20 protein-coding genes are annotated in these 24,180 nt (G+C 49.3%); 13 read left to right on the top strand and 7 right to left on the bottom strand.

Translation table 11 applies throughout. From position 1 onward, the window contains the following. Positions 1-26: 26 nt before the first annotated feature. Complete coding sequence (gene efpL / locus CBP31_RS09325; RefSeq protein WP_087036648.1) at positions 27-596, bottom strand: elongation factor P-like protein EfpL; 570 nt, start codon at positions 594-596, stop codon at positions 27-29. A gap of 424 nt (positions 597-1,020) precedes the next feature. Continuing rightward, entirely contained in the window at positions 1,021-2,154 is a 1,134-nt protein-coding gene (locus CBP31_RS09320; protein ID WP_087036646.1) for an aminotransferase class V-fold PLP-dependent enzyme, read from the bottom strand. A gap of 388 nt (positions 2,155-2,542) precedes the next feature. Between CBP31_RS09320 and CBP31_RS09315 the strand changes: the two genes are divergently transcribed. Further along, positions 2,543-2,758, top strand: coding sequence for an RNA-binding S4 domain-containing protein (locus CBP31_RS09315; RefSeq protein ID WP_087036644.1), 216 nt, complete (start codon positions 2,543-2,545; stop codon positions 2,756-2,758). Positions 2,759-2,842: 84 nt separating this feature from the next. Here the strand turns inward: CBP31_RS09315 and CBP31_RS09310 are convergent, their stop codons facing one another. Beyond that, positions 2,843-3,553, bottom strand: a complete 711-nt coding sequence (locus CBP31_RS09310; RefSeq protein ID WP_087036642.1) for an MOSC domain-containing protein — start codon at positions 3,551-3,553, stop codon at positions 2,843-2,845. Between the two features lie 299 nt (positions 3,554-3,852). Between CBP31_RS09310 and CBP31_RS09305 the strand changes: the two genes are divergently transcribed. The 3 genes from CBP31_RS09305 to CBP31_RS09295 all read left to right on the top strand — a co-directional run bounded on the left by CBP31_RS09305 (position 3,853) and on the right by CBP31_RS09295 (position 5,696). Beyond that, positions 3,853-4,260, top strand: coding sequence for an META domain-containing protein (locus tag CBP31_RS09305; RefSeq protein ID WP_087036640.1), 408 nt, complete (start codon positions 3,853-3,855; stop codon positions 4,258-4,260). Between the two features lie 344 nt (positions 4,261-4,604). Continuing rightward, complete coding sequence (gene trxC, locus CBP31_RS09300; RefSeq protein ID WP_087036637.1) at positions 4,605-5,042, top strand: thioredoxin TrxC; 438 nt, start codon at positions 4,605-4,607, stop codon at positions 5,040-5,042. 231 nt (positions 5,043-5,273) lie between these two features. After that, positions 5,274-5,696 (top strand): CoA-binding protein, encoded by a 423-nt coding sequence (locus CBP31_RS09295; RefSeq protein WP_087036634.1) that lies wholly within the window; start codon positions 5,274-5,276, stop codon positions 5,694-5,696. 243 nt (positions 5,697-5,939) lie between these two features. On the opposite strand, the gene CBP31_RS09290 is transcribed toward CBP31_RS09295, so the two are convergent. The 3 genes from CBP31_RS09290 to CBP31_RS09280 all read right to left on the bottom strand — a co-directional run bounded on the left by CBP31_RS09290 (position 5,940) and on the right by CBP31_RS09280 (position 8,736). Continuing rightward, positions 5,940-6,437, bottom strand: a complete 498-nt coding sequence (locus tag CBP31_RS09290) for a copper chaperone PCu(A)C (RefSeq protein ID WP_087036632.1) — start codon at positions 6,435-6,437, stop codon at positions 5,940-5,942. Between the two features lie 109 nt (positions 6,438-6,546). Further along, positions 6,547-8,382, bottom strand: coding sequence for a sensor domain-containing phosphodiesterase (locus CBP31_RS09285; RefSeq protein WP_087036629.1), 1,836 nt, complete (start codon positions 8,380-8,382; stop codon positions 6,547-6,549). A gap of 108 nt (positions 8,383-8,490) precedes the next feature. Then, a complete protein-coding gene (locus tag CBP31_RS09280; RefSeq protein WP_087036627.1) occupies positions 8,491-8,736 on the bottom strand; it encodes a DUF2960 family protein in 246 nt (81 codons plus the stop codon). A gap of 216 nt (positions 8,737-8,952) precedes the next feature. On the opposite strand from CBP31_RS09280, the gene CBP31_RS09275 reads away from it, so the two are divergent. The 9 genes from CBP31_RS09275 to CBP31_RS09235 all read left to right on the top strand — a co-directional run bounded on the left by CBP31_RS09275 (position 8,953) and on the right by CBP31_RS09235 (position 22,320). Further along, positions 8,953-10,377 (top strand): hypothetical protein, encoded by a 1,425-nt coding sequence (locus tag CBP31_RS09275; protein ID WP_087036625.1) that lies wholly within the window; start codon positions 8,953-8,955, stop codon positions 10,375-10,377. 220 nt (positions 10,378-10,597) lie between these two features. Further along, positions 10,598-11,917 (top strand): dicarboxylate/amino acid:cation symporter, encoded by a 1,320-nt coding sequence (locus CBP31_RS09270; RefSeq protein ID WP_087036622.1) that lies wholly within the window; start codon positions 10,598-10,600, stop codon positions 11,915-11,917. Between the two features lie 209 nt (positions 11,918-12,126). After that, entirely contained in the window at positions 12,127-13,617 is a 1,491-nt protein-coding gene (locus CBP31_RS09265; RefSeq protein ID WP_087036619.1) for a diguanylate cyclase, read from the top strand. Positions 13,618-13,831: 214 nt separating this feature from the next. Next, complete coding sequence (locus CBP31_RS09260; RefSeq protein WP_087036616.1) at positions 13,832-16,063, top strand: NADP-dependent isocitrate dehydrogenase; 2,232 nt, start codon at positions 13,832-13,834, stop codon at positions 16,061-16,063. Positions 16,064-16,330: 267 nt separating this feature from the next. Then, on the top strand, positions 16,331-17,596 hold the full coding sequence (locus CBP31_RS09255; protein ID WP_087038684.1) for a cation:proton antiporter: 1,266 nt from the start codon (positions 16,331-16,333) through the stop codon (positions 17,594-17,596). Between the two features lie 268 nt (positions 17,597-17,864). Further along, a complete protein-coding gene (locus CBP31_RS09250; protein ID WP_087036614.1) occupies positions 17,865-18,623 on the top strand; it encodes a MipA/OmpV family protein in 759 nt (252 codons plus the stop codon). A 528-nt stretch (positions 18,624-19,151) separates the two neighbouring features. Beyond that, positions 19,152-20,174: a TRAP transporter substrate-binding protein gene (locus CBP31_RS09245; RefSeq protein ID WP_087036611.1), complete on the top strand. Its 1,023-nt coding sequence runs from the start codon at positions 19,152-19,154 to the stop codon at positions 20,172-20,174. Between the two features lie 150 nt (positions 20,175-20,324). Then, positions 20,325-20,954: a TRAP transporter small permease gene (locus tag CBP31_RS09240; protein WP_087038683.1), complete on the top strand. Its 630-nt coding sequence runs from the start codon at positions 20,325-20,327 to the stop codon at positions 20,952-20,954. Positions 20,955-21,033: 79 nt separating this feature from the next. Further along, the gene (locus CBP31_RS09235; RefSeq protein WP_087036608.1) at positions 21,034-22,320 is read left to right on the top strand and encodes a TRAP transporter large permease; all 1,287 of its coding nucleotides are present in this window, start codon (positions 21,034-21,036) and stop codon (positions 22,318-22,320) included. Between the two features lie 206 nt (positions 22,321-22,526). Here the strand turns inward: CBP31_RS09235 and norR are convergent, their stop codons facing one another. Beyond that, complete coding sequence (gene norR / locus CBP31_RS09230; protein ID WP_087036605.1) at positions 22,527-24,113, bottom strand: nitric oxide reductase transcriptional regulator NorR; 1,587 nt, start codon at positions 24,111-24,113, stop codon at positions 22,527-22,529. Between the last annotated feature and the right edge of the window lie 67 nt (positions 24,114-24,180).

Raw genomic sequence — 24,180 nt, 5'->3', positions numbered from 1 at the left:
TGTTAGCTATACGATGAATACAGCGCTTAATCGGCGCGACTCACATACCGTTTATCTGTGGTATGGATCCGTACCCGATCGCCGACGGCTAAGTACTCTGGGACTTGTAAGGTTAAACCGGTGGCGAAGGTGGCCGGCTTAGTGCGCGCCGAGGCGGACGCCCCTTTAAGCTCGGGCACCGTATCTATGATTTCCATTTCTACAGTTTGCGGTGGCTCCAGACCGATGATCTGTCCGTCAATCAGCAAAGCTTGAATACCGACGGTACTTTCATCTAGAAACAACAGTTCGTCCGCGATATCGCTGCTGCGAATCGGATACTGGCTAAAGTCGTCGTTATCCATAAAGATATGCTCTTCGCCATCCACATAAGACAACACCACGGTGCGGCGCTGCAGCTCTATAGTAGTGAGCTGATCGTCGCCCTTAAAGCGCTCTTCTACCTTATGACCGGATCTCAAATCGGTAAAGCGCATTTTATATAAGGTAGCACCACCGCGGGCGCTGGGCGTTTGCATATCAATATCACGCACCATCAGTAACTTGCCATCAAGCTCAACAACCAAGCCTTTTCTGATCTCACTTGCCTTTGCCATATCCGTCTCCGCAGTCGCGCCTATTAATTAAGGTGAAACTGCATCTTAGCCAAGACCCACCCTTTGAGCTAGCGTTAGGCGCTCAGCCTGTCTATTAGGTAAAAGCTAACTGTCTCTTCATGTTTGCTAAGGAGCCGCAAAACTGCCTCCACCAACGCGCTAAACTGCATCCTGCGACGCTCTGCAAATGCCGTCGACCGCCATGGATGGTGGGAGTGTCAACATGGCAGGAGCGTTTGTTGACCATGGCATTTGATGGTTGGTTACGGCAGCTCCTGCGATTCCTTCCATCTGAGTTCGCTGTTAATACCGCTTATAGACAGCTTCGCTATCTATGGAATAACAAATCAACTAAATACAATCAGGCCACCCTAAGGTGGCCTGACTGTTATTAAGTGCGATGCAAACGCTACGCTCAGTTAAATTAAGCTTGCAGCACTTTATCTAATGCCTGTTCAAAGGTGGCGACCGTGGCGGCTACGTCTTGCAGCTTTTCTAGCCCAAACAAGCCGACGCGAAAGGTCTGAAAATCCGCAGGTTCGTCGCACTGCAATGGCACGCCGGCGGCAATTTGTAACCCTTGGTCGACAAACTTGCTGCCATTTTTAATGGCCGCATCTTGGGTGTAACAAACAATCACGCTGGGTGCGGCAAAGCCGTCAGCGGCCAAGCTCTTAATGCCACGCTTGGCCAGTGCGGCGCGCACTCGCTCGCCAAGTTGCTGTTGGCGCAACTTCATTTCCCCAAAACCTAAACCGGCAATTTCGGTAATGGTGTCGCGAAATTGTACCAAGGCATCGGTGGGCAAAGTGGTGTAGTAAGCATGGCCACCTTGTTCATAGGCTTCCATCACTTTTAACCACTGCTTTAAGTCACAGGCAAAGCTGGTGCTTTGGGTTTGCTCTGCGCGTGCTCGGGCGCGCTCACTGAGCATGACCAAACCGCAGCACGGCGAGCTGCTCCAGCCTTTTTGCGGTGCACTGAGCAACACATCTACGCCACAGGCTTTCATATCCACCCAAGTGGCACCGGAGGCGATGCAGTCCAGCACAAATAATCCGCCCACTTCATGAGTGGCGTGGCTGACCGCTTTCAGGTAATCATCCGGTAAAATCATGCCGGCTGCAGTTTCTACGTGAGCGGCGATCACCACACCTGGCTTGTTGGTGCGAATATGGTTGACCACTTCCTCAATCGGCGCGGGCGCAAAAGCGGCTTGTGGGCCCTCTTCAATGGCGCGGGCCTTGAGTACGGTTTCTGAGGCAGGAATGTGACCGGCGGCAAAAATTTGGCTCCAGCGATAGCTAAACCAACCGTTGCGAATAATCAGGCAATCTTGGTCTGTCGCAAACTGGCGAGCCACGGCTTCCATACCAAAGGTGCCACTGCCGGGGATCACGGCCACCGCATCCGCTTGGTAAATATCTTTTAACGCCCCCGAGATATCACACATCACCTGTTGAAAGCGTTGTGACATATGGTTAAGCGCGCGGTCAGTATAAACCACTGAAAATTCCCGCAGACCTTCTGGATCAACATGGGGTAACAATCCGGACATAAGCACCTCTGTGTTTCTATAACTAATGTAACAAGCCTGCCGCGTGAGCGAGTCTAGCTTGCCAGCAGCTTGGTTGTGGTATCCAGACCTATAGCCGACTTTAGCGAACATTGAACTCGTTGCAGGATAAATCTGCAACGGTAACGGCAAAGTACGGCTAAACCCGAAGGGGCGAGTGATGAGTCTGAGCTAACCTATCATCTTAGCCCATGAGGGTAAGAAGGGTTAAGCCTGAGTCTGTTAATAATGCCCAATCTAGGGGTAAATAACAAAGATCTAATACACAAATCTTCTTACCTTGCCTCTGCCAGCAGACCTACCGTCGGTGTTACTATATGCACACTATTTTTAACTAGCATGCTAACTCCCACAAGTAAGGTGAAACTCGATGAAAGAAACGTTTAGCTTAGAAGGCAATCCCTTTATTCCCCTGCACAACTTACTCAAAGTATTGGGCTGGTGTGAGTCCGGCGCCATGGCAAAAGATGTTATTGATGTGGGCTTGGTCACGGTAGATGGCGAAGTTGAGCTGCGTAAACGCTGCAAGATCATTGAAGGTCAGGTGGTGCGTTTTCAAAAGCAAGAAGTGGCGGTAACTGCTTAACGTGAATAGTGAGGGGTGAAGCGTGAAGAGAAAAATCACACTTTGGCAGCGGATTACGCTGCACGTCTTGCGCCCCCAATGCGTTTAAACCGGCTCCAGTAAGCGCATCTGCCAATCGGTCACTTGGCCGGCGGCTAAGTAATCGGTGGCCTTTTGCCGCCAACTGGGCGATAACGCCGTGACTGCCGCCAGCTCCTGCAAACGCTCGCTCGAGTAAGCCAAGTTATAGACGATGTCGGCGGCCCGCTTTACCGACATCTCGGGATGCGGGCGCTCCACCAGCGTCAAGCTGGCATCGGGATTAACGGTGCCGGTTTCTAACACCCGCAGCAACCAACCGGTGCGACCATTGGCTTGTACCAGCACCGAGAAAAAGTCACACCCAAAGCGCGCATTAAGCTTATAGCACGGCGAACGCGGTTGGCTGATTTGTACCAATGCTTCGTCTAATCGGTAAATATCACCAATATAGACATTCGCTTCTGTTAAGCCCATCCCTGAAATATTTTCACCAAAGCCGCCCGCCGTGAGCGGTGGCAAAGCGCCACTGCTGTTAATACTGTCACTATACAAGCCCATGCCCTGAAACCAGCTTTGCCAATAGCAGTAATGCTCCCGCGGATAATAATGCAGCGCGCGCTCTGGGCCCCCGTGAAACTGGCTCGACACTTGGGTGTCATCCACTAAGCCATTAACATCACAAAATTGCGGCGTACGAATTCGCCGCTTATCGATGGCACTATTAATGTGCTCATTAAGCATGGCGGCGTTACCCACCAAAATACTCACCTGCATGCTTGCTCCTGCCCTGTTGTGGGGTTGACGGCTAATAGCTAAATTGAGGTGCTAGATTCAGATATTCGGTTCAAGCACTAGGCTCAAATACTAGACTCTGCTACTAAACTCAGCGCCTGACTCGCCGGCCATTTTTACAGCACTCAGGCTCATTTACACGGCTATTCACCCAATGACGGCGCTTTGTCCTTGAAAAGTCAGCCGTTGCTGTTCACTATTCTTACATCATCCGTGGCGAGCGCCTCAGTGGCAGAATTTTATGCTCGCTACGAGTAAATAATAATATTAAAGGAGCCATTATGAGAATTGCGATATTAAGTGCCAGCGCCCTACTACTGACCGCCTGCAGTGGCGGACCTACGATAGTGAACTCTGATTTACAGCATCATCACTGGAATTTAAGTGCCATCAATGGCGTCGCGATTGCCTCTGAGATTAAGTCGGACTTAGAAATTGCCGAGCACTTCACTATTAACGGTTTGGCCGGCTGCAACCGCTTCTTTGGTAGCGCCACCCTAGAGGGTAACCGTTTAGTGGCGGATCCGTTAGCCAGCACTCAAATGGCCTGTTCACCAGCAGAACAGAAAGTAGAACACGCGGTATTACAGACCCTGGGTAAAGGCGCGACCGTTAATAATAACGGCAATGAGCTGGAGCTAGTCGGAGCGCAATATACGCTAACCTACACCTTAGCTGATTGGATGTAATGTAAGTCCGAGCACTCTTAAGCGCACAACCGCACATAGGTACGGCGGCTTATACCAATCGCATTAATTATTTGGTCAGCCTAACAGCTGGATTTAATGTGATTGTTTTTTGTAGTGTGCCCACCTTGTTGGTAGGCAAAGAGTATCGGCACGGTTTGGGTTTTGTTCTTAAAACCATCCTGCTTCGCAGGACCACCGAACAAGTGGGTGGACTACAACACACGCTTTTTGTAGAAGCCTGCTTTAGTTAGCTATGCAATGGGGCTTTTATGTCGATCTTAAATAGAACGATTATTTAGTGTGTTTGGTATTACCTTAGCTATACACATCAGTGAGGCTTCATTATGACTGCATCAGCAATGCTGGTTTGCCCAGCTTGTCAGGCTAAAAACCGGGTACCCGAGGCACGTTTAGTCGAACAGCCTAAATGTGGTAAGTGTCAGGCGCTTTTGTTGTCTGTCGAGCCTCTGGTCTTGAATGGCGCCCTGCTCGGGCGCTTGCTGGCTCACGAAAGTTTACCGCTAGTAGTGGACTTTTGGGCACCCTGGTGCGGCCCTTGCCAACAAATGGCGCCGATTTTTGCGGCAGCTGCGGCCAATTTTCAAGGGCAATTTCGCTTGGCGAAACTCGATACCGAAGCTCACTCGGCAGCCGCAGCCCAGTGGGCAATTCGCTCGATTCCGACCTTAATTGCTTTTCATCAAGGCAAAGAGATTGCACGCCAGTCCGGTGCCCTCTCTGCCAGTCAGTTACAGCAATGGCTGCAAAGCTTAGTGGTGTAACTCTAAACGGCAACGGCTTTTTAGCTAAGCCCTCGCGGCCGTTAAACAGCACTCTTAACACATCATATAACGCGGAAAGTGGTAGCACATTTGGGCCGCTTTTCTATAATGGCGCGTACCGCACCCTAGCTACGGTAAGTGGATGTGGGTCGCTCACAACTCTCGGTCATGATCATGGATCACAGGGCCTGCACACTGATATAACGAGGTTTTATACCCGTGGGATACATAATGGATCAAGCTGAACTAGCGCGCTTAGCACGCATCTTAGAGCAAACCCGCAGCATAGCGCTGGTGGGTGCGTCTAATCGTCCGGAGCGGGCGAGCTATCAAGTGATGGACTATCTATTGCAACAGGGTTTTAACGTGCATCCAGTTAATCCGCAATTAGCCGGTGCCGTGATCTTGGGCCAAGCCTGTGTGGCCGAGCTTGATGAACTCGAGCAGCCCGTGCAATTGGTTAATGTATTTCGCCGTGGTGAATTTGCCGCTCTGCTCGCCGAACAAGCCATAGAGCAAGATGCGCAATGTTTGTGGCTGCAAGAGGGAGTGATCTGCGAGGCCGCTGAAGAGTTAGCGAAAGAAGCAGACTTAGATTATGTAGCAGATCTATGCATCAAGAAAGTGCACCAGCAATTGATGCAAAAAGCGTGAAGCGTGGAATAGCCCGACTGAAGCAAACATGTTAGCGCCAAGAACCACCATAGCGCACGGCTTTCTTTTACTGGGCCGCCATATTTATATTGCCGAGTATTTGGTGGCAGAAAAATCTTTTCGCTAGAATGTGATCTGTCAGCACACGCTTTAACGTATCGGCCGAGCTCAGTCTTGAGCTCGGCCGATGTGGATCTGAGCTAGGCGCATAATAACTCCGAGCTCACTTATCTTAAATGGCTATTAATGGCCACTGTGATCGCTTGCTTCATGGGAGCCATGTTCAGCGGCTTTTGCCTCTGGATCTGCATCTACGGCGACTTCGATCTCTACTTTACCCGCCTTTTTAAAATGCAAGGTTACCGGAAATTTGGTTCCCTCTGCCGGCACTTCTTTAAGCCCCATCAGCATTAAATGCAAACCACCCGGCGCCAGCTTTTGTGCGCTGTGCGCGGCTATGGTTAAGTCATCCAGTTGGCGCATCTTCATCAGATCGCCTTCTTTAATGTGGGTATGTATCTCTACTGTATCTGAAATTGGGCTTTCGGCACTGAGCAATACATCCTCCGCATCCCCGTTATTAGTCACGGTAAAATACGCCACGCCTACCTTAGCCACCGGTGGTAAAGGTCGCGCCCAAGGATGAGCTATATCAAGATCGCCAGCCTGAAAACTGTGTGCAGCAACCGCAGTTGAGCCCAGTAGCAGCGCCGAGGCCAATAACATTTTTAAAGTGGTCATGTGCAATTCCTTGTTCGTGAAGGCAGTAAAGTTGTGGCAGTTCAGAGATTAAAGCCGGTGAAGCAAAGCAATTTTATACAAGGCTGTCGCTCAACATACAAGGGTTTAGCTAGGCTAATGCAGCCGTGAGTAATGCAAAAAACTCTGCTACCGGCATCGGCCTGTGATATTTAAAACCTTGCAGATAATGGCAGCCTTGCTGTTGTAACCAGTGTTCTTGAGCTGCATTTTCGACGCCTTCCGCTACTACGGTCACGCCCAAGCCTCGGGCCATGCCTAATACCGATAAGGTAATGGCACAATCATCTGGATTATGAGGTAGGTCTTGAATAAAAGAGCGATCGATTTTTAGCTTGGTAAACGGCAGATTTTTAAGACGCAATAAGGATGAATACCCGGTACCAAAATCATCAATCGACAACTTAATACCCATGCGTACCAGCTGCTCTAAGGTTTGACGCAAAATATTAGAATCGCCCTTAATGGCATCCTCGATCATTTCCAATTCAAGCTGGTGTCCTTGGATCTGATACTGCTCCAGCAAATTAAACACTTTATCAGCCAGTTGCGGGTCCATCACCGTATCAGCGGATAAATTCACCGCTATCGGCGGCATCGACAACCCCAGTGCTCTCGCCTGTTTAATATCTTGGCAGACCCGCTCCAGCACCCAACAATCCAGCTCCGCCATTAAGCCAGCTTCATAAGCCAGAGGTAAAAATTCCGCCGGTGATAAAAAACCCGCACTGGGATGGGGCCAGCGCACTAAGGCTTCACAGCTTACGAGCGTTTGTGCATCGGCGGACATAATCGGCTGATAAAACACACTCAAGCCATTATTGGCGATGGCGTCTATTAACTGGTTTTCTAATAAAAAACGGGCTTTAGCAGAGGCGGACACGGCTTGATTATAAAATTGTGCTTGGCGACGCCCGCACGCCTTGGCGTGATACATGGCCGACTCGCTACAGCGCAGTAAGCTTGCAATGTCATCCGCATCATTTGGATAAACGGCCACACCAACACTGGTGGTCACCGCCAGTTTTTGCTGAGCAATATACAGCGGTTGATTCACCGTCTCCATAATACTCGCCACCGTGGCTTCCAGCATATGGTCATCATCTGTCCAGCAATACAATAAGGTAAACTCATCGCCGCCCACCCGCGCTACCATGTCTTTTCCGGGCAACTGCACTCCTCGTAACCGAGCCGCAATTTCGCTGACGACTGCATCCCCCACGGATGCGCCCATGCCATTATTAATGGTATTTAGCCGGTCAATATCAAACCAGAATAGCGCGAAGCCATGGGAAGCAGGCTTTTGCATCAGTTGCTGCATACGGTGTTGCAAAGCGCGTTGATTTTGCAGGCCCGTAAAATCATCGTGATGGGTAATGTAGTCCAGCTCTTTACGGCTATTAAGCCAAGCTTGGTGGGTATTAATCAGACTAATGGTGTCAGCAAAGGCGGCGGCGCAGGCAATATCAGCCAAGCTCCAACGGCGCTGTTCATCGTTTTCAAGACAGAGGACGCCGTATAAGCGATTACCATCATAAATAGGTGCGTCTAGCATAGAGGCGCCGACGACAGCGGTACCTAAATAGCATGCTTGCAAGGAACTAGTGCGGGGGTCGTGAATCACATCATGGGTAAATAAAATTTCAGCTTCTTCCAAGGCACTGAAATACAGCGGATGCTGGGCGCGCTCTAACGTATAAGGAATATAGTGGTGACCAAGCTGGGGTTGATAGTAAAGCTCGCGGTTTAGGCTGGCACCACACAAGCTCATACTCCAAATAGCCACGCTGTCGGTGTTAAGTAATTCGCCACATAGCGCGAGCAGTGCTTCCCATTTTTTACGTTGGCTAAGCCCGCTAAAACTCGCGCCATGCACCAGCTGCATTAACGCTTTGTGATAACTAAAAAAGGTCTGAACTTGTTCCACAGATAATCCATTAGCTGATGGGATGCCAAGCTATAATGGCAAACTCATTTGACGCCGTCCAACTTCTACTACCCTGAGGTCGAAGAATACCGAACCTGCGATGACAGTTTATTCTTCTCGAGCGATCACCACTTGGCTAAAACCCAGTTTAGCAAAGTATTCTTCACGAAAATCTTTCATGGTTTTACGGTCATTGCGGCTCACATTGGCCACCTGATTTTCCATGCGATGAAAATCAGTCAAATCAACACCCTCAGCCAAGGCGATGGCGTCATACACACTGTTGTGCTTGTCGTTGGCGTAACCGATTTCTTTTTGCAGGTTGCGATAGAGGTAATTGATGCGATAAGCCATGGACACTTCCTTAAGTAAAGCACCATTGTCCTCGTATCAGCGAAACGACTCAAGCTTTGCTTGCGCTCATTCGGCCAGTATGTGCGCCGTACACTATCAACAATTAGTTTGAGCTCGCTCACAGCCAGACCCTATGTGCTGAATATGCATAACATGTGGCATACTAAAAAACGTTAATCTTTTGTCATCATTCATCTTTGTGGAGTAAGCCTGCCCGTGATCAGCGTTGAACGTAAAGATGGTTTCTCTCTCAAAATCTCGCGTATTCTGCGTGAAGCCACAGAGCACAAATTCGATATTTATTTCTTTGTCCCCAGCGAGCTTGGCCTCAATACTAAAGTGGTGCCGGAAGAAGAGTTTTATCACAATGCTATTCATGTACAACGTACCTACTTTAGCGATCGCCCCTATCTGCCCTTGATCCACAGTCGCTTAGCCCGCCGAGGCGAGCTGTCGTCGGATCAATATCGCTTAAGTCTCAGTCTTTATGCCTATCAGTACGTGATTGGGCTAGAGCAGTCTTGCCATGAATTGCGTAACGAAAAAGAGGGCGCCAGCCAAGCGGACATCGAAGAATTAGTCTCTTTGACTCAAGATATATTGCGCCGCTTACGCCGTAATAAGCCCGACGACCCAACACTGCATAAATACTACGTCAATATCGACAATTACTTATCCTGGTTTACCGAGCAACGCCTACTGTCCTTAGTCGCCCATTTGCCGCGTAGTGGCGATTACAAAACCGCCAAGGCCTTACTGCTGCAGGTGAGTGATTTAGAACATGAACACCGCGTGCAGCAAAAATATAATTCCAATTACACCACAGAAGCGCTATCGCGCATGTCTAATAAAATGCGCTTATTGCGGCGCCTAATTGAATATCCGGTGACCTTAAAAGAGAAAACCCGCGAGCTGGGCGGCGGCGAAGAAAAGGCCCTTAAAGCCGGTGTCACCGCGGTAGTGATGACCGCTATGTCACTGGCAGTATTTGAGGTGCGCGAAACCTTAGGCAGTATTTCTCTGCTGGTTATTTTAACGCTGGCGCTCTTATATGCCTTGCGAGAGGTATTTAAAGACGACTTGCGCACCACGTTATGGCGCTGGCTGCGCAAAGGACGCCCTAAATGGCGCCGCCAATATTTTGATGTGCACAGCGGCCAAGTGGTTGGCCGCCAATTAGAGTGGTTTGACTATCGCAAAACCAATCGCTTAAGCGAAGAAATCATCGCTGCGCGCCGTGCCAATATCAGTCAAAAAGAAGAAATCGTAATGCATTACGGCAGTCACTCGCGCATGTTGCCCATCCGCTTCTTAAGCGGCTATGAGCAAACTCGTGAAACCCTGCATCTCGACTTAAATTTACTTTCTAAGCTAATGGAAAAAGGCTCACATCACGTTTATCAATTAAAAGATGGCCAGGTCTCGCGCCATGCAGTAGAAAAACGCTACCTTATCAATTTGGTGACCCGCGAAATTCAAGGTCAAAATCCGCCGGTAATCCAACGCTGGAAACTGGTAATGAGTCGCTCAAAAATCGTTGAAATAGAAGAAATAATACGCCCCGGTACCACTAAAGCCGCCACCGAAGCTAAAGCATCAACGGCCAGTACAGAACAAAACACCGCCGGCGTTCAGGGCTAGCACATGATAACGCCGTCCGACGAGCCTTAGCTGGTCGGGAACGAAAGACAAGTGGGGTTTTTTAGCATAAAACTTCACCCGAAAACAAAAAGCTGGCATTCTGTGCTCCGTTTTGCCGTTGCACCCTAGGGGTGATGGCAAAAAGAGGCTTACTCCTCTACTCAGGGTATCCGCTGATGCCATTCTTTTTGCTTTTACTATTGGTTAAGGAGACAGCTTAATGTCCACCAATAACAAAAAAATGTCACTGACGGCGAAGGTCTTACTGGGCATGTGCCTAGGCGTGGTGACCGGCTTTATCTTTCGTACTCTGTTGAGTGATGTCACTTTCATTCAAGAATACATAGTACAAGGCGCGTTGAATGTAGGCGGTGAAATCTTTATCGCCAGCTTAAAAATGCTAGTGGTACCGTTGATTTTTGTATCTCTGGTGTGCGGCACCAGCTCGCTAAAAGACTTAGCCACCTTAGGCCGCTTGGGCGGCAAGACCTTGGCTTTCTACTTAGTCACTACTGCCATCGCCATTACGCTAGCACTAGTAATGGGCTCGGTATTTCAACCTGGAGCCGGCGTAGATTTAACCAGTGCCACTACCTTTAGTGCCGAAGAAGCGCCCACCTTGGGCCAAGTGATAGTGGGCATGTTTCCCACCAATCCCATTAACTCCATGGCCGAGGGTAATACGCTGCAGATCATCGTATTTGCGGTGTTGTTTGGGATCGCCATCAGCCTAGCTGGCAAGCCAGGCGAGCGTATCGCCGCCCTGTTCAGTGACTTTAATGAAGTGATCATGAAGCTGGTGTCTTTGCTGATGAACATCGCGCCTTACGGGGTGTTCTGTTTGATGGCCCAGCTGTTTAGCGAGTTAGGGCTGGATGCCATCGTCAACTTATTGGAATATTTCTTAGTGCTGGCCGGCACCCTACTGCTGCACGGCTTGGTGACTTATTCCATTATGTTCCGCGTTTTTACGGGCTTAAATCCGCTGATCTTCCTCAAGAAAATGGAAGATGCCATCATGTTCGCCTTCTCCACCGCCTCTTCCAATGCCACGATTCCTGTGACCATGGAAACCACCACTCGGCGTATGGGTGTGGACAACAAGGTGGCGGCTTTTACCGTGCCGCTGGGTGCCACTATTAACATGGACGGCACCGCTATTATGCAAGGGGTGGCCACCGCCTTTATCGCTCAAGCCTTTAATATTGACTTGAGCTTTAATGACTACATGATGGTGATTTTGACCGCCACACTGGCATCTGTCGGCACCGCCGGCGTACCAGGGGTAGGTATTATTATGTTGGCCATGGTGCTCAATCAAGTTGGCTTACCGGTAGAGGGCATAGCGCTAATTATCGGTGTGGATCGCCTGTTAGATATGATCCGCACCGCGGTTAATATAACTGGCGACTCTGTGGTGACCTGCATCGTAGGTAAGAGTGAGGGTGCTATGGATGTAGCGCGCTTTAATGACCCAAACGCGGGTAAACAAGAAGAAGAGATTCATTTTTCTTCCTCACATTCTCGCCCCGCTCCTTAATCATTAAACGCCTCACGCCACCTGAACCTAGCTCAGGTGGCGTTTTTTAATAGGTATTAATTCTCTTACTCGCTACAAATATAATGGCCATAATATCAGAACAATATTAATGGTTTCTGCGAGTTAGTTTGGAATTAACGACCGCAATGATTGCTCTAGGATAATTAAGCCTGCATGATAACTTAATTACCCCCTCTATTAGAGCTGGCATGGACTCAAGTTCAATATTTTCCACCACTGGGCCTCTTTTTTCTTTTTTACGGCTCACCAGCCATTCCCTGTGGATCGGTTTATTACTATTGCTGCTGGGCTATCCATTAACAGCGACGGCAGCTCAAGTACCGCTTACCGTAACCGAGCGGGCCTATATTAGCGCGCATCCAGTATTGTCGGTATGTGTAGATCCGGACTGGTTACCCTTTGAGGGTATAGATAACAAGCAACAGCACGTTGGTATTATTGCTGACTTACTGCCACTGGTAGCGAGCAAAACCGGATTACAAATACAGTTACACCCCACCAAAAATTGGGACGAAAGCCTACTCGCCTCAAAAAGTGGCGAATGCTTGGCCCTCAGTGCACTTAATCAAACTCCAGAGCGCGAACAATGGCTGATCTTTACCGATCCGCTGCTAGAAGATCCCAATGTATTGATTACGCGGGACGATCATCCTTTTATTTCTGATATCGCCAGTCTTAACAATAAAACCATTGCTTTGCCCCACGGCACCGCTATGGCAGAGCTGTTTGCGCGGGACTTTCCTAATCTCACCATTATTTATACGGATTCCGAGCCGCAGGCCATGCAAATGGTGTCAGATGGCAAAGTCGACCTGACGCTTCGTTCCCTTATTATTGCGGCGCACACCATTAAAAATGCCGGCTGGTACAACCTAAAAGTATCAGGGCAAGTACCCGGCTACGGTAACCAGTTACGTATTGGCATCTCTCAGTCAGAACAAACGCTGCGTACTATTCTTAACCGCGGCATCGCGGCCCTTAGCGAGCAAGAACGGCAACAAATCATGGACCGCTACTTGAGCCTGCAGGTGGTGTCAGAGGTAGTCACCGACTACACCTTAGCCTATGCATTAGGCATCTTACTGTTGGGGGTGATTGGTACTAGTTTGTTTTGGATGCGCCGACTGAGAGCCCTGAATCAGCAGCTTAGCGTGATGGCGCAAACCGATGCGCTCACCCAACTGACTAATAGACACGGTTTAAATTTAACTCTAGAAAAAGATCTCGTGCGGGCACAACGCTACCAACACCCGCTCTCGGTAATGATGATGGATATTGACCACTTTAAGCGGGTGAACGATCAATATGGCCATCTCACGGGAGACAAAGTACTGGTGGCATGCAGCCAGCTTTTAAAAGAGAACCTGCGTAAGTCCGATATTATTTGTCGTTGGGGCGGAGAAGAATTTTTAGTGCTCTGTTTTGAGACCACGCAAGAACAAGCCGCCCACCTAGCCGAGCTGTTACTGGAAAAAGTACGCCAACATCATTTTCCTGAGGTGGGCAGCATGACCATGAGTGCCGGTGTTGCACAGGCCAATCCACAAGATAACGCTGAGACGCTCACCAAACGCGCCGATACTTTGTTGTATGAAGCAAAACATCAGGGTCGCGATCGCGTTTGTGTAGACCACAATAATCTTCACTCCATGACCGATATCCCAGAATCCAATCGCTAAAACAGACAATTAGCATCCTGGATCACGACTTCTGGTCGCGATTAACCGCCTTAAACCACAGAATTCACTCATGCCCCTTAAGTGTTAGGGGCTATCGGCATACAATAGCATTCGTGTATTCACTGCAGCGCTATCCATTTGCCCCGACTCAACGTTAGTCGCGTGCCCGCTAGCCGCTGCCTTCTCCATGTTCAAGCAGGGAAAGAGCGAAAAAATGACCAATAAAAAATCGACCATAGTTTATACATTGACCGACGAAGCACCCGCCCTGGCCACTTATTCTTTACTGCCGATAGTGCGCACCTTTGCCAACAGCGCCGGCATTGACGTGACCTTAAGCGATATCTCTCTGGCTAGCCGTATTTTAGCGGCCTTCCCCGAGAGCCTGAGCGAAGAACAACGCGTCACCGACGGCTTAAGCGAGCTAGGTGAACTCACCCTAGACCCTTCTGCCAACATCATCAAACTGCCAAACATCAGTGCCTCTGTGCCGCAGCTGCGCGCCTGTATTCGCGAGCTACAAAGCCAAGGCTTTGCTATCCCTAATCTGCCAGAAGAAGCCAAAACCGCCGCCGAAAAATCCGCCCTGGAGCGCTACTCGCGCATTATCGGCAGTGCCGTAAACCCAGTATTGCGCCAAGGTAACTCAGATCGTCGCGCGCCGGCCGCCGTTAAAGCGTTCGTGCGTAAATATCCGCATTCCATGGGTAAGTGGAGCAAGGCATCTCGCTCTCACGCCGATTACATGCACGGCGGCGACTTCTTCTCTAGCGAACAGTCAGTGACGCTGGATAAAGCACAAACTGTGCGCATCGAATTTATCGATAAAGACGGCAAGGTGACCGTTAAAAAATCCTTACCGATGCAACAAGGTGAAGTGCTAGATGGCATGTTTATGAGTGCCAAAGCATTGTCGCGTTTTTTTGAGCGCACACTAAAAGACTGTAAAGACACCGGCGTGATGTGGTCGCTGCACGTAAAAGCCACCATGATGAAGGTGTCGCATCCCATCGTATTTGGCCATGCGGTAAAAGTGTTTTATCGTGACGTGTTTGAAAAATACGGCGATCTCTTTGACGAGCTGGGCGTGAATGCCAATAACGGCATGAACAGCGTATTAGATAAAATAAAGTCGCTGCCTCAGTCCACCCAAGAAGAAATTGAGCGCGCGATTCACGACTGCTACGAGCATCGCCCAAAAATGGCCATGGTCGACTCAGTAAAAGGCATTACTAACCTGCATGTACCGAGCGATGTGATCGTTGATGCATCTATGCCGGCTATGATCCGCAGCTCAGGCAAAATGTGGGCCCGTGATGGCAAGCTAAAAGACACCAAAGCAGTAATGCCAGAAAGTACCTATGCCCGCATCTATCAAGAAGTGATCAACTTCTGTAAGACCAACGGCGCCTTTGATCCGGTCACTATGGGTACCGTACCCAACGTCGGCTTAATGGCGATGAAGGCCGAAGAATACGGCTCTCACGACAAGACCTTTGAATTGACTGAAGACGGCACCATGCGCATCGTCGACGAAAACGGCACTGTGTTGATGCAGCATGATGTGGAAAAAGGTGATATTTGGCGCGCTTGCCAAACCAAAGACGCCGCCGTGCATGACTGGGTGAAACTGGCCGTGACCCGTGCTCGTCAGTCTAATACGCCTGCAGTATTCTGGTTGGATGCAGAACGCGCCCATGACAATGAACTGCGTAAAAAAGTAGAGACCTATCTGCAAGAGCATGACTTGAATGGTTTAGATATTCAGATCATGTCTTATAACGAAGCCATTCGTTTCTCCATGGAGCGCATCATCCGCGGCCAAGACACCATTTCGGTAACCGGTAACGTGCTACGTGACTACCTCACCGACTTGTTCCCTATCTTAGAGTTGGGTACATCTGCCAAAATGTTGTCTATCGTGCCAATGCTGGCCGGTGGCGGCATGTACGAAACCGGTGCCGGCGGTTCAGCGCCTAAACACGTGCAACAGCTGTTAGAAGAAAACCACTTGCGTTGGGACTCTCTAGGCGAGTTTTTAGCGCTGGCAGTATCTCTCGAAGAGCTGGGCATTAAAGAAGGCAATGCTAAAGCCAAGTTACTGGCTAAGTATTTGGATAAAGCCACCGAATTACTGCTGGATAACGGCAAGTCGCCGTCACGCAAAGCCGGCGAGTTGGATAACCGCGGCAGTCACTTCTATTTAAGCCTGTACTGGGCTCAGCAGTTGGCAGCACAAACCGAAGACAGCGAGCTGGCCGCGCACTTTGCGCCACTAGCGAAATCTTTGGCGGAGAATGAACAAAAAATTATCGACGAACTGAACCAAGTACAAGGTTCCGCCGCCGCACTGAGTGGTTATTACCATATGGACGCCGCCGCGTTAAATAAGGTAATGCGCCCAAGTGACACCTTTAACCAAACACTGGCTAGCTTAGAAAAATAAGCCCGCCCTTTGGTAGCATGATTAAAACCCAGCCTCGGCTGGGTTTTTTATTGCTTCGCCTGCCTGCACTGGATATTTAACGCCCTGAAAATCCAGTAGTGCTTAACTTTGGCATGCCAATTTTTGTGCTTTATTACCCCAGTTATTTTCAGCAGCTAATAGCAACCTTAGCTATTATTATTCTCACACTTATCTGATTTTATACGGGTTATGCATCGTCTAATGACGGCACCCGCATCAATTTTTTACTTATCCGAGACTCAACTTATGGCATCTGCAACCAGTCTAACCGTACTAGAAGTTAGCGCCATTTTCTTATCGATTACTGCGGTATTGACCTATGTTAATCATCGCTTTATCGGCCTGCCGACCACCATTGGCGTGATGGTCATCTCCATATTGCTGTCTATTGGAGCCATATTCTTAGGTTTTTTAGGCTTTGATCAACTGATTGATTATGAGGTCAGCTTATTAGACCGGCTCGATTTCACTGAGGTGCTACTCGATGGCATGCTCTCTATGCTGCTGTTTGCTGGGGCGTTACATATTAATATTGGTGACTTAAAGCGCTATAAACTGCCCATAGGTCTGCTGGCCTGTATTGGCACCTTAGTATCAGCGGTACTGATAGCGAGCGGCATTTATTTTATGTTGCCGCTATTGGGCTTTGAGCTGCCCTATATCTGGTGTTTGTTATTTGGCGCATTAATATCACCGACCGACCCCATTGCGGTGATCAGTATTTTGGCCTCCTCTGGTGCGCCTAAAAGTATTGAAACGGTGATCGCCGGCGAGTCACTGTTTAATGATGGCATAGGCGTGGTTATCTTTGTTTTGCTGCTGGGCATTTTATCCAGTGGTGATATTCCAACGGCCAATTATGTGGCACATACGCTAGCAGTTGAAGCCGGTGGCGGCATCGTTTTTGGCTTTGTGCTCGGTGCAATTTTATATTACATGATCAAAAGTATTGATAGTTATCAAGAGGAGGTATTACTCACCTTAGCAGGCGTACTCGGTGGCTATGCACTGGCAAGTCATTGGCATCTATCAGGACCTTTGGCCATGGTGATGATGGGGCTGATGGTCGGTAATCGTGGCCGAGCGTTAGCCATGAGTGAAAAGACTCGCCATTACGTTGATTTATTTTGGGAGCTAATTGATGAGATTTTAAACGCAATTTTATTCGTCTTGATTGGTCTTGAGGTGGTGATAATTGCTTACTCTGGCAACTTATTTATCGCTGCTGGATTGACCATCATCATTGCGCTGCTTGCTCGCCTTATCGTGGTCGGCATGACTACCAAGACCTTTAGCAAACAGCTTGAGCTCCCCACAGGCGCTTGGAAAGTCTTAACTTGGGGCGGCTTACGAGGCGGCATTTCTGTCGCATTGGTCTTGCAGCTGCCCACCGGATCCGAGCGCGATATTTTATTAGCACTGACTTACGCAGTGGTCGTGTTCTCTATCTTGGTGCAAGGCTTAAGTGTGGGTAAGGTAGCCAAGACGATTTGCCCATCTAAAGAAAGTTGAAGATGTAACCGCGCTTAATCACGGTTCACACGCTGCTCGCCCAAAATGGGCGATCAGCATGCCTGATGCACCGCATATCTCACCATGCCCATGATAAACTCTCGCCAGTTCAGGCACTTGAGCTCTCGCTTAATGCCAATAAAAGTATGCCTAATCAGTCGCTTTGAGTGTGATGTATCAGCCTAGCTATTAACTTTCGCACGCAGATAACTCTCACCCGGAGCTTACTCAGCATTAACTGCCCCGTTAACCACAGGATAATCGTTTTATGTCTCGCTCATTGGTCTGTACTTTAGCCATTTTGGCTCCCTTATTCGCCGCCCCGGCGCTAGCTCAATCCGCTTGGAACGGCAGCATCGGTATCGGCGCTACAGTGGCACCGGATTATCTGGGCAGTGATGATTACAAGAGCCGCTTAACCCCCGACTTTAATATCAAGTACGGTAACCTGGCCTACTTAAACTGGCGTGATGGCTTAGGGGTGAATGTGCTGCAAACGCCCGAATGGACGCTATCGCCGTTTATTGGTTATCACATTGGCCGTAAAAACACCGGTGACTTAAGCCGCTTCGACAAGGTGGATGACGGCTTAACCGCCGGCGTTAAGCTCACTTATCGCCCGAATCAATGGGCATACAGCCTAAAAGCTGAAGCCCCCTTTACCGGTGATGTAGATGGCTACAAGATGACGTTACGCGCCGATTGGCGCAACCAAATTGCACCTAAGTGGTTTGTGGGTGTGAGCCCAAGTTTGGTGTACAGCAGCTCAGCTTGGACGCAAGATATGTTTAATGTATCCGCTGCCGACTCTGCTCGCAGCGGTATCGCTCGCTACCATGCCGAGCAAGGTTATTGGCGCTTAGGCTTGGCCGGCAGCGTGACGTATCAATTTGCCACCGACTGGTCACTGACCGGTATTGCCGGTATTACTCAGCTAACCGGCGACGCTAAAGACAGCTCAATCGTGCGCCAAGCGGGTGACGCCACCCAAACCTTAACCGGTGTGATAGTTAGCTATCAATTCTAAGAGACGGTACTGAACTCTCTAAAGCCGCAGCACTTAAGTATTACTATTTAAGCTGCGGCTTTTTTATGGCCATTATTTGCTCTCACACCGCTTGTTATCTGACCTGCTTATCTGGTTATTTAATTTAGCGCATTAAGCACATTTAATACTTCCCCTCGCCACACCCCGCCTACTCGTTAGTGATGAAACCATATTACTCTTCGTATGATGCAGTAACCCTAGCCTACACTTAGCTCAAGCCGTATTTAGCGTCTAATCAGCTGCTTGGCATCTAAATGAAGCGCTTTAGCTAAAAAGCGATTACCAATTAGCCACAACCCCGTAAAAAATTAAGCAAACTGTGCTTTTTTTAGCAAACAGCGGACGCCAAACCTCGACTAAGCTCAATAAAGTAAACTTAATGCCATAGATTTCTTGCCTCTTGGTTTTTCTTTTGTCAGTCTGTTACATAACCAGGACGTTAGAACACGAAACAATTGCTCGACGCTATTACTCGACACAATTGCTCTAAACCATGGAGAGTGCTTAATGAACAAGCAATATCAATTAAAGCGTACGTTAAAACAGCTCACGGGCTTATCTGCGCTGGCATTATTCACCTGTACTGCCGCTCAAGCCGCCAATTGGCGCTATGCCCACGAAGAATATGAAGGCGACGTGCAGGATGTATACGCCTACAAATTCAAAGAATATATTGAAGAAAATTCCGATCACACGCTTAAGGTCTATCGCTTTGGTGAGCTGGGCGAGTCTGACGACATCATGGAACAAACTCAGGCAGGCATACTGAACTTTGTTAACCAATCTCCCGGTTTCACGGGCGCGCTTATCCCTGAAGCACAAATCTTCTTTATACCCTATCTGCTGCCCACCGATATGAGCACTGTGGTGAAGTTCTTTCGCGACAGTAAGGCCATTAACGAAGACTTTCCCAAGCTCTATGCCCAAAATGGCTTAGAACTGCTGAAGATGTATCCCGAAGGCGAAATGGTGGTCACCTTAGATGAAATCGCCACTACTCCAGAAGAACTGAACAACAAGAAAATTCGGGTCATGACCAACCCGCTGTTGTCAGAAACCTACTCCGCTTTTGGTGCTACGCCCACGCCATTACCGTGGGGTGAAGTGTACGGTGCCTTGCAAACCAATATGATCCAAGGTCACGAAAACCCCATCTTCTGGATTGAGTCCGGCAAATTATATGAAGTGTCACCGAACCTAATTTTTACCGGTCACGGCTGGTTTACCACCGCCATGATGGCCAACCAAGACTTCTACAATGACTTATCTAAAGAAGATCAGACCTTAGTGCAAAAAGCAGCCGACTACGCTTTTGAAGAAATCCTCGAACACATAGACGGCCTGGCAGACAGCTCACTGAAAAAAATTACCGACAGCAGTAAGAAAGTCACCGTCACCCGCTTAAACGATGAACAGATAGAGGCCTTTAAAGCACGCGCGCCTCAAGTAGAAGACAAGTTCATTGAGATGGCAGGCGACAGTGGCAAAGCGCTATTGCAGCAATTTAAGCAAGATCTTAAAGACTTATAATTGTTATCGATGCCCAAACCCCACCTCACCGGTGGGGTTTTGTTTTAGCAGCCACACGTTTAATCGATGGCCCGCTTACTGAATTTAATCAGGTCTTTCGCAGCAGTACTGCTTAACTTAATGATATAGATTGTGGAAGGTCAAAAAATTATGTCTGAGTCTAACTCTGAATCAAGCTCTGAATTAGCAGACGATATCCCCGCCTATCGCTCCGGCTTACCGGGTGTACTGGGCATTATCGATGAATGGATTGCCCGCGGCGAGGCCCTAATGCTAGCCGCCGGCGTATTGCTAATGGCCATTAATACCTGCACCAACGTGATTGCTCGTTTTGTGTTTGGCGAAGGCTTCTTCTTCTCCGGTGAAATAAACCGCATCTTAATTATCTTTATCACCTTCGCCGGCATTGGTTATGCGGCCCGTCATGGTCGCCATATTCGTATGTCTGCTTTATATGACGCGCTACCAGCCGAATTCAGAAAAATATTGATGATTTTCATCGCCCTCTTTACTGCAGCCGTGATGTTTTTCTTGGCTTATCACGCTTACGAATACATTAAGACCCTGCATAGCCGGGGCCGAATTCTGCCGGCATTAGGTTTTAAAATTTGGTGGATTTATATCTGGGCGCCCATCGGTTTTACCGTAACCGGCATTCAGTATCTATTGACGGCGGTGAAGAATTTCACCAGCGCTGAAGTATATTTATCTACCGGCGTGGTAGACGGCTATGCGGATACTGACACCGTAAATGAAACAAAAAACGGCACAAAAACATAGCGGCACCTGTACACCGTCAGCTTGGTTTTAATAGCGATAAAAAAACAACTGTAAAAGTAACCATAAAAAGGCATAAACCATGGCAACTCTATTAATGGCCATCATGATTATCCTACTGCTATTAGGCTTCCCCATGATGATCCCGCTGATCGTCGCCTCGGTAGTGGGCTTTGTGATGATGTTCGACGGCTTTGGTCAGATGGGCACCTTTGTGCAGCAAATGATGGCCGGCATTCGACCTGCCTCCTTGATTGCGGTGCCGATGTTTATTTTGGCCGCAGATATCATGACCCGCGGCCAATCGGCTGACCGATTGATCAATATGGTGATGGCCTTTATTGGCCACATTAAAGGCGGACTGGCCATTAGTACCGCCACCTCTTGCACACTGTTTGGCGCCGTGTCTGGCTCCACGCAAGCCACAGTGGTAGCCGTGGGCTCGCCGTTGCGCCCCAAAATGCTCAAGGCTGGTTATTCCGACTCCTTTACCTTGGCGCTAATCATCAACGCCAGTGATATCGCCTTTTTGATCCCGCCCAGTATCGGCATGATTATTTATGGCGTGGTCTCGAAAACCTCCATTGCCGAGCTGTTTATTGCCGGCATAGGACCTGGCTTGCTGATTTTGGTGATGTTCTCACTGTATTGCTTGTATTACGCCCACAAAAACAATGTACCCACCGAGCCCAAAGCCAGCTGGCCTGAGCGTTTAACCGCCTCACGCCGCGCATTATGGCCGCTGTTTTTCCCGGTGATTATTGTCGGCGGTATTTACGGCGGTATTTTTAGCCCCACCGAAGCCGCCGCCGTGTGTGTGCTGTATGCCTTCTTGCTCGAATTTGTGGTGTTTCGCTCGCTCAAGTTGCCCCAGCTTTATCAGATAGCTAAATCCACGGGCATGATCACCGCCGTGGTCTTTATTCTGGTGGCAGTGGGCAATGGCTTTTCTTGGATACTGTCCTTTGCTCAAGTACCGCAAGCCATTTTAGAGTCGGTCGGGGTGAACGACGCCGGCCCCATCGGGGTAATGGTCGCCATTAGCATCGCCTTCTTTATTGCCTGTATGTTTGTGGATCCCATAGTGGTGATTTTGGTACTGACGCCCATTTTTGCGCCAGCCATTGCCGCCACAGGTTTAGATCCGGTATTGGTGGGGGTATTAATTACCTTGCAGGTGGCCATTGGCTCCGCCACGCCGCCCTTTGGCTGTGATATTTTTACCGCCATCGCTATCTTTAAGCGACCCTATATGGAAGTGATACGCGGCACCCCGCCCTTTATTTTTATGTTGGTGGTCGCGGCCGGGCTGATTATTACCTTCCCACAAATCGCCCTGTTCTTGCGAGATTTGGCATTTCCGGATTAGCTGAAATAAAACGTGAAGAGCATGAGACAACATTAAAGCCATAGCTATTTTTGCCACGGAAGAACACGGAATACACAGAAAATAGAGATAACTACGAAAAGTGATTTTATGAGTTAAGACCTTATAAAAACTAAGCCTTTGCTCTTGTCCGTGGATTCCGTGGCAAAAATGTTGATGAGCTGTCTAACGTCTTTTTTAGCTGGCCGCTACTCCTCTTTCATTCCCAATCTTTTGGCTAACTTATGTAAGTTGCTGGAATCCACTTCTAGCTGCCGGGCCGCCTTGGCCCAGTTGCCTTTGCTGTGTGCTAAAGCCGACTCGATAGCTTGGCGCTGGGCTTGAAAGGTGGCCAGTTGCAAACTCATGGCCGCATTATTATTCATCGCGGGCTCTACTTGGCTTACCGCGATGGCATCATGACTGAGCGCATTGGCATCCACCATTAGCTCACCATCCACTGCGCAGACGTTGATGGCGCCTAATGCTAAGTCTAATAACTCGGGCTCTAAGGTAATAATGTCTTCGCGGGCCGCACCACGACTGATGGCCTTGATGGCCGCGCGACTGATCACATGCTCTAATTCCCGCACGTTACCCGGCCAGCTATAACGGCACAACGCCAGCTCGGATGCGGCAGATAACCGCAAGCTGCGCACCCCTAAGCGCGTACGATTAAGCTCCAAAAAGTGCCCTGCCAGCACTAATACATCACGACCCCGTGCACGCAGCGGCGGAATAGGCACCGGATAAACCGACAAGCGATGATACAAGTCCGCCCTAAAATGGCCCTCGCGCACGCTATCGTGTAGCTGGCGATTGGTGGCGGCGATGATCCGCACATCCACCTTGCGCGGCGTATCTTCCCCTAGACGCTGAATTTCCCCATTTTGTAGGGTACGCAATAACTTGGCCTGAATACTCAGCGGCAACTCGCCTACTTCATCCAAGAACAAAGTGCCGCCATCGGCGGCTTCAAAGCGCCCAGCACGCGCATGAAGCGCGCCTGAAAATGCACCTTTCACATGGCCAAATAATTCACTTTCTGCTAATGATTCCGGCAAGGCGGCGCAATTGACCTGCACTAATGGCTGGCGACGCCGCCGTGATAGCTGATGCAGCCGATGGGCAAACAAGTCTTTACCCACGCCGGTTTCTCCGGTGAGCAGCACCGGTAATTCTGAGTCCGCCACCACCTCAATCTCGCGCAGCAAGTCTTTAAGCCCGGTGCTTTGGCCCAAGATCATGCTTTGCCGTTGGTCACGCTCTTGGTCGGGCGCATCTTGGCGTACCAAGCGCAAACTGCGTACTTCTTGTTCCAGCCGTGTCATGCGGATCGCCGCCGATACCGCCAATGCCAAGCGCTGCAAGTAATCTTTGGCGGCCCCATCAAAGGTGCCGGCGCGCGGCGCATCTAACGTTAGCACGCCCCACAAGTTGCCTTCCACATACAAGCTAATGCCCATGCAGTCGTGAACTTGCAGCGGCTCACCCACCTTGTGCTCTAACAAACCGTCGTAGGGATCGGGAAGAGTAGAGTCCGGAGCAAAGGAAACCGTGCCGCGCTGGGCCAAAATAGCCGCCAATCTCGGATGCTTAGCCACTAAAAATCGCCGTCCTATGGCCTCTTGCACAAGGCCGTCAAGGGCTACAGGACTTAGCGCATCTTCTTCTAAACGCAGTAAACACACGGCACCGGCACCAAAAAACTCACGCAAAGTGTGCACTAATTTTTGCAACCGCACCGCACTGGGTAAATCAGCGGTTAAGTCCGCCAGTAAAAGCTCATATAACACAGGGTGATATTTACCTTAATAGGGTTTAAATGACCTTAATATAAAGGGGTCAGATTTACCATGTTTT

The sequence above is a fragment of the Oceanisphaera profunda genome (assembly GCF_002157895.1).
GTDB lineage: Bacteria > Pseudomonadota > Gammaproteobacteria > Enterobacterales > Aeromonadaceae > Oceanimonas > Oceanimonas profunda.
Note: the sequence above shows the minus strand (reverse complement) of the source record. Positions and strands in the feature narration are given on the sequence as shown.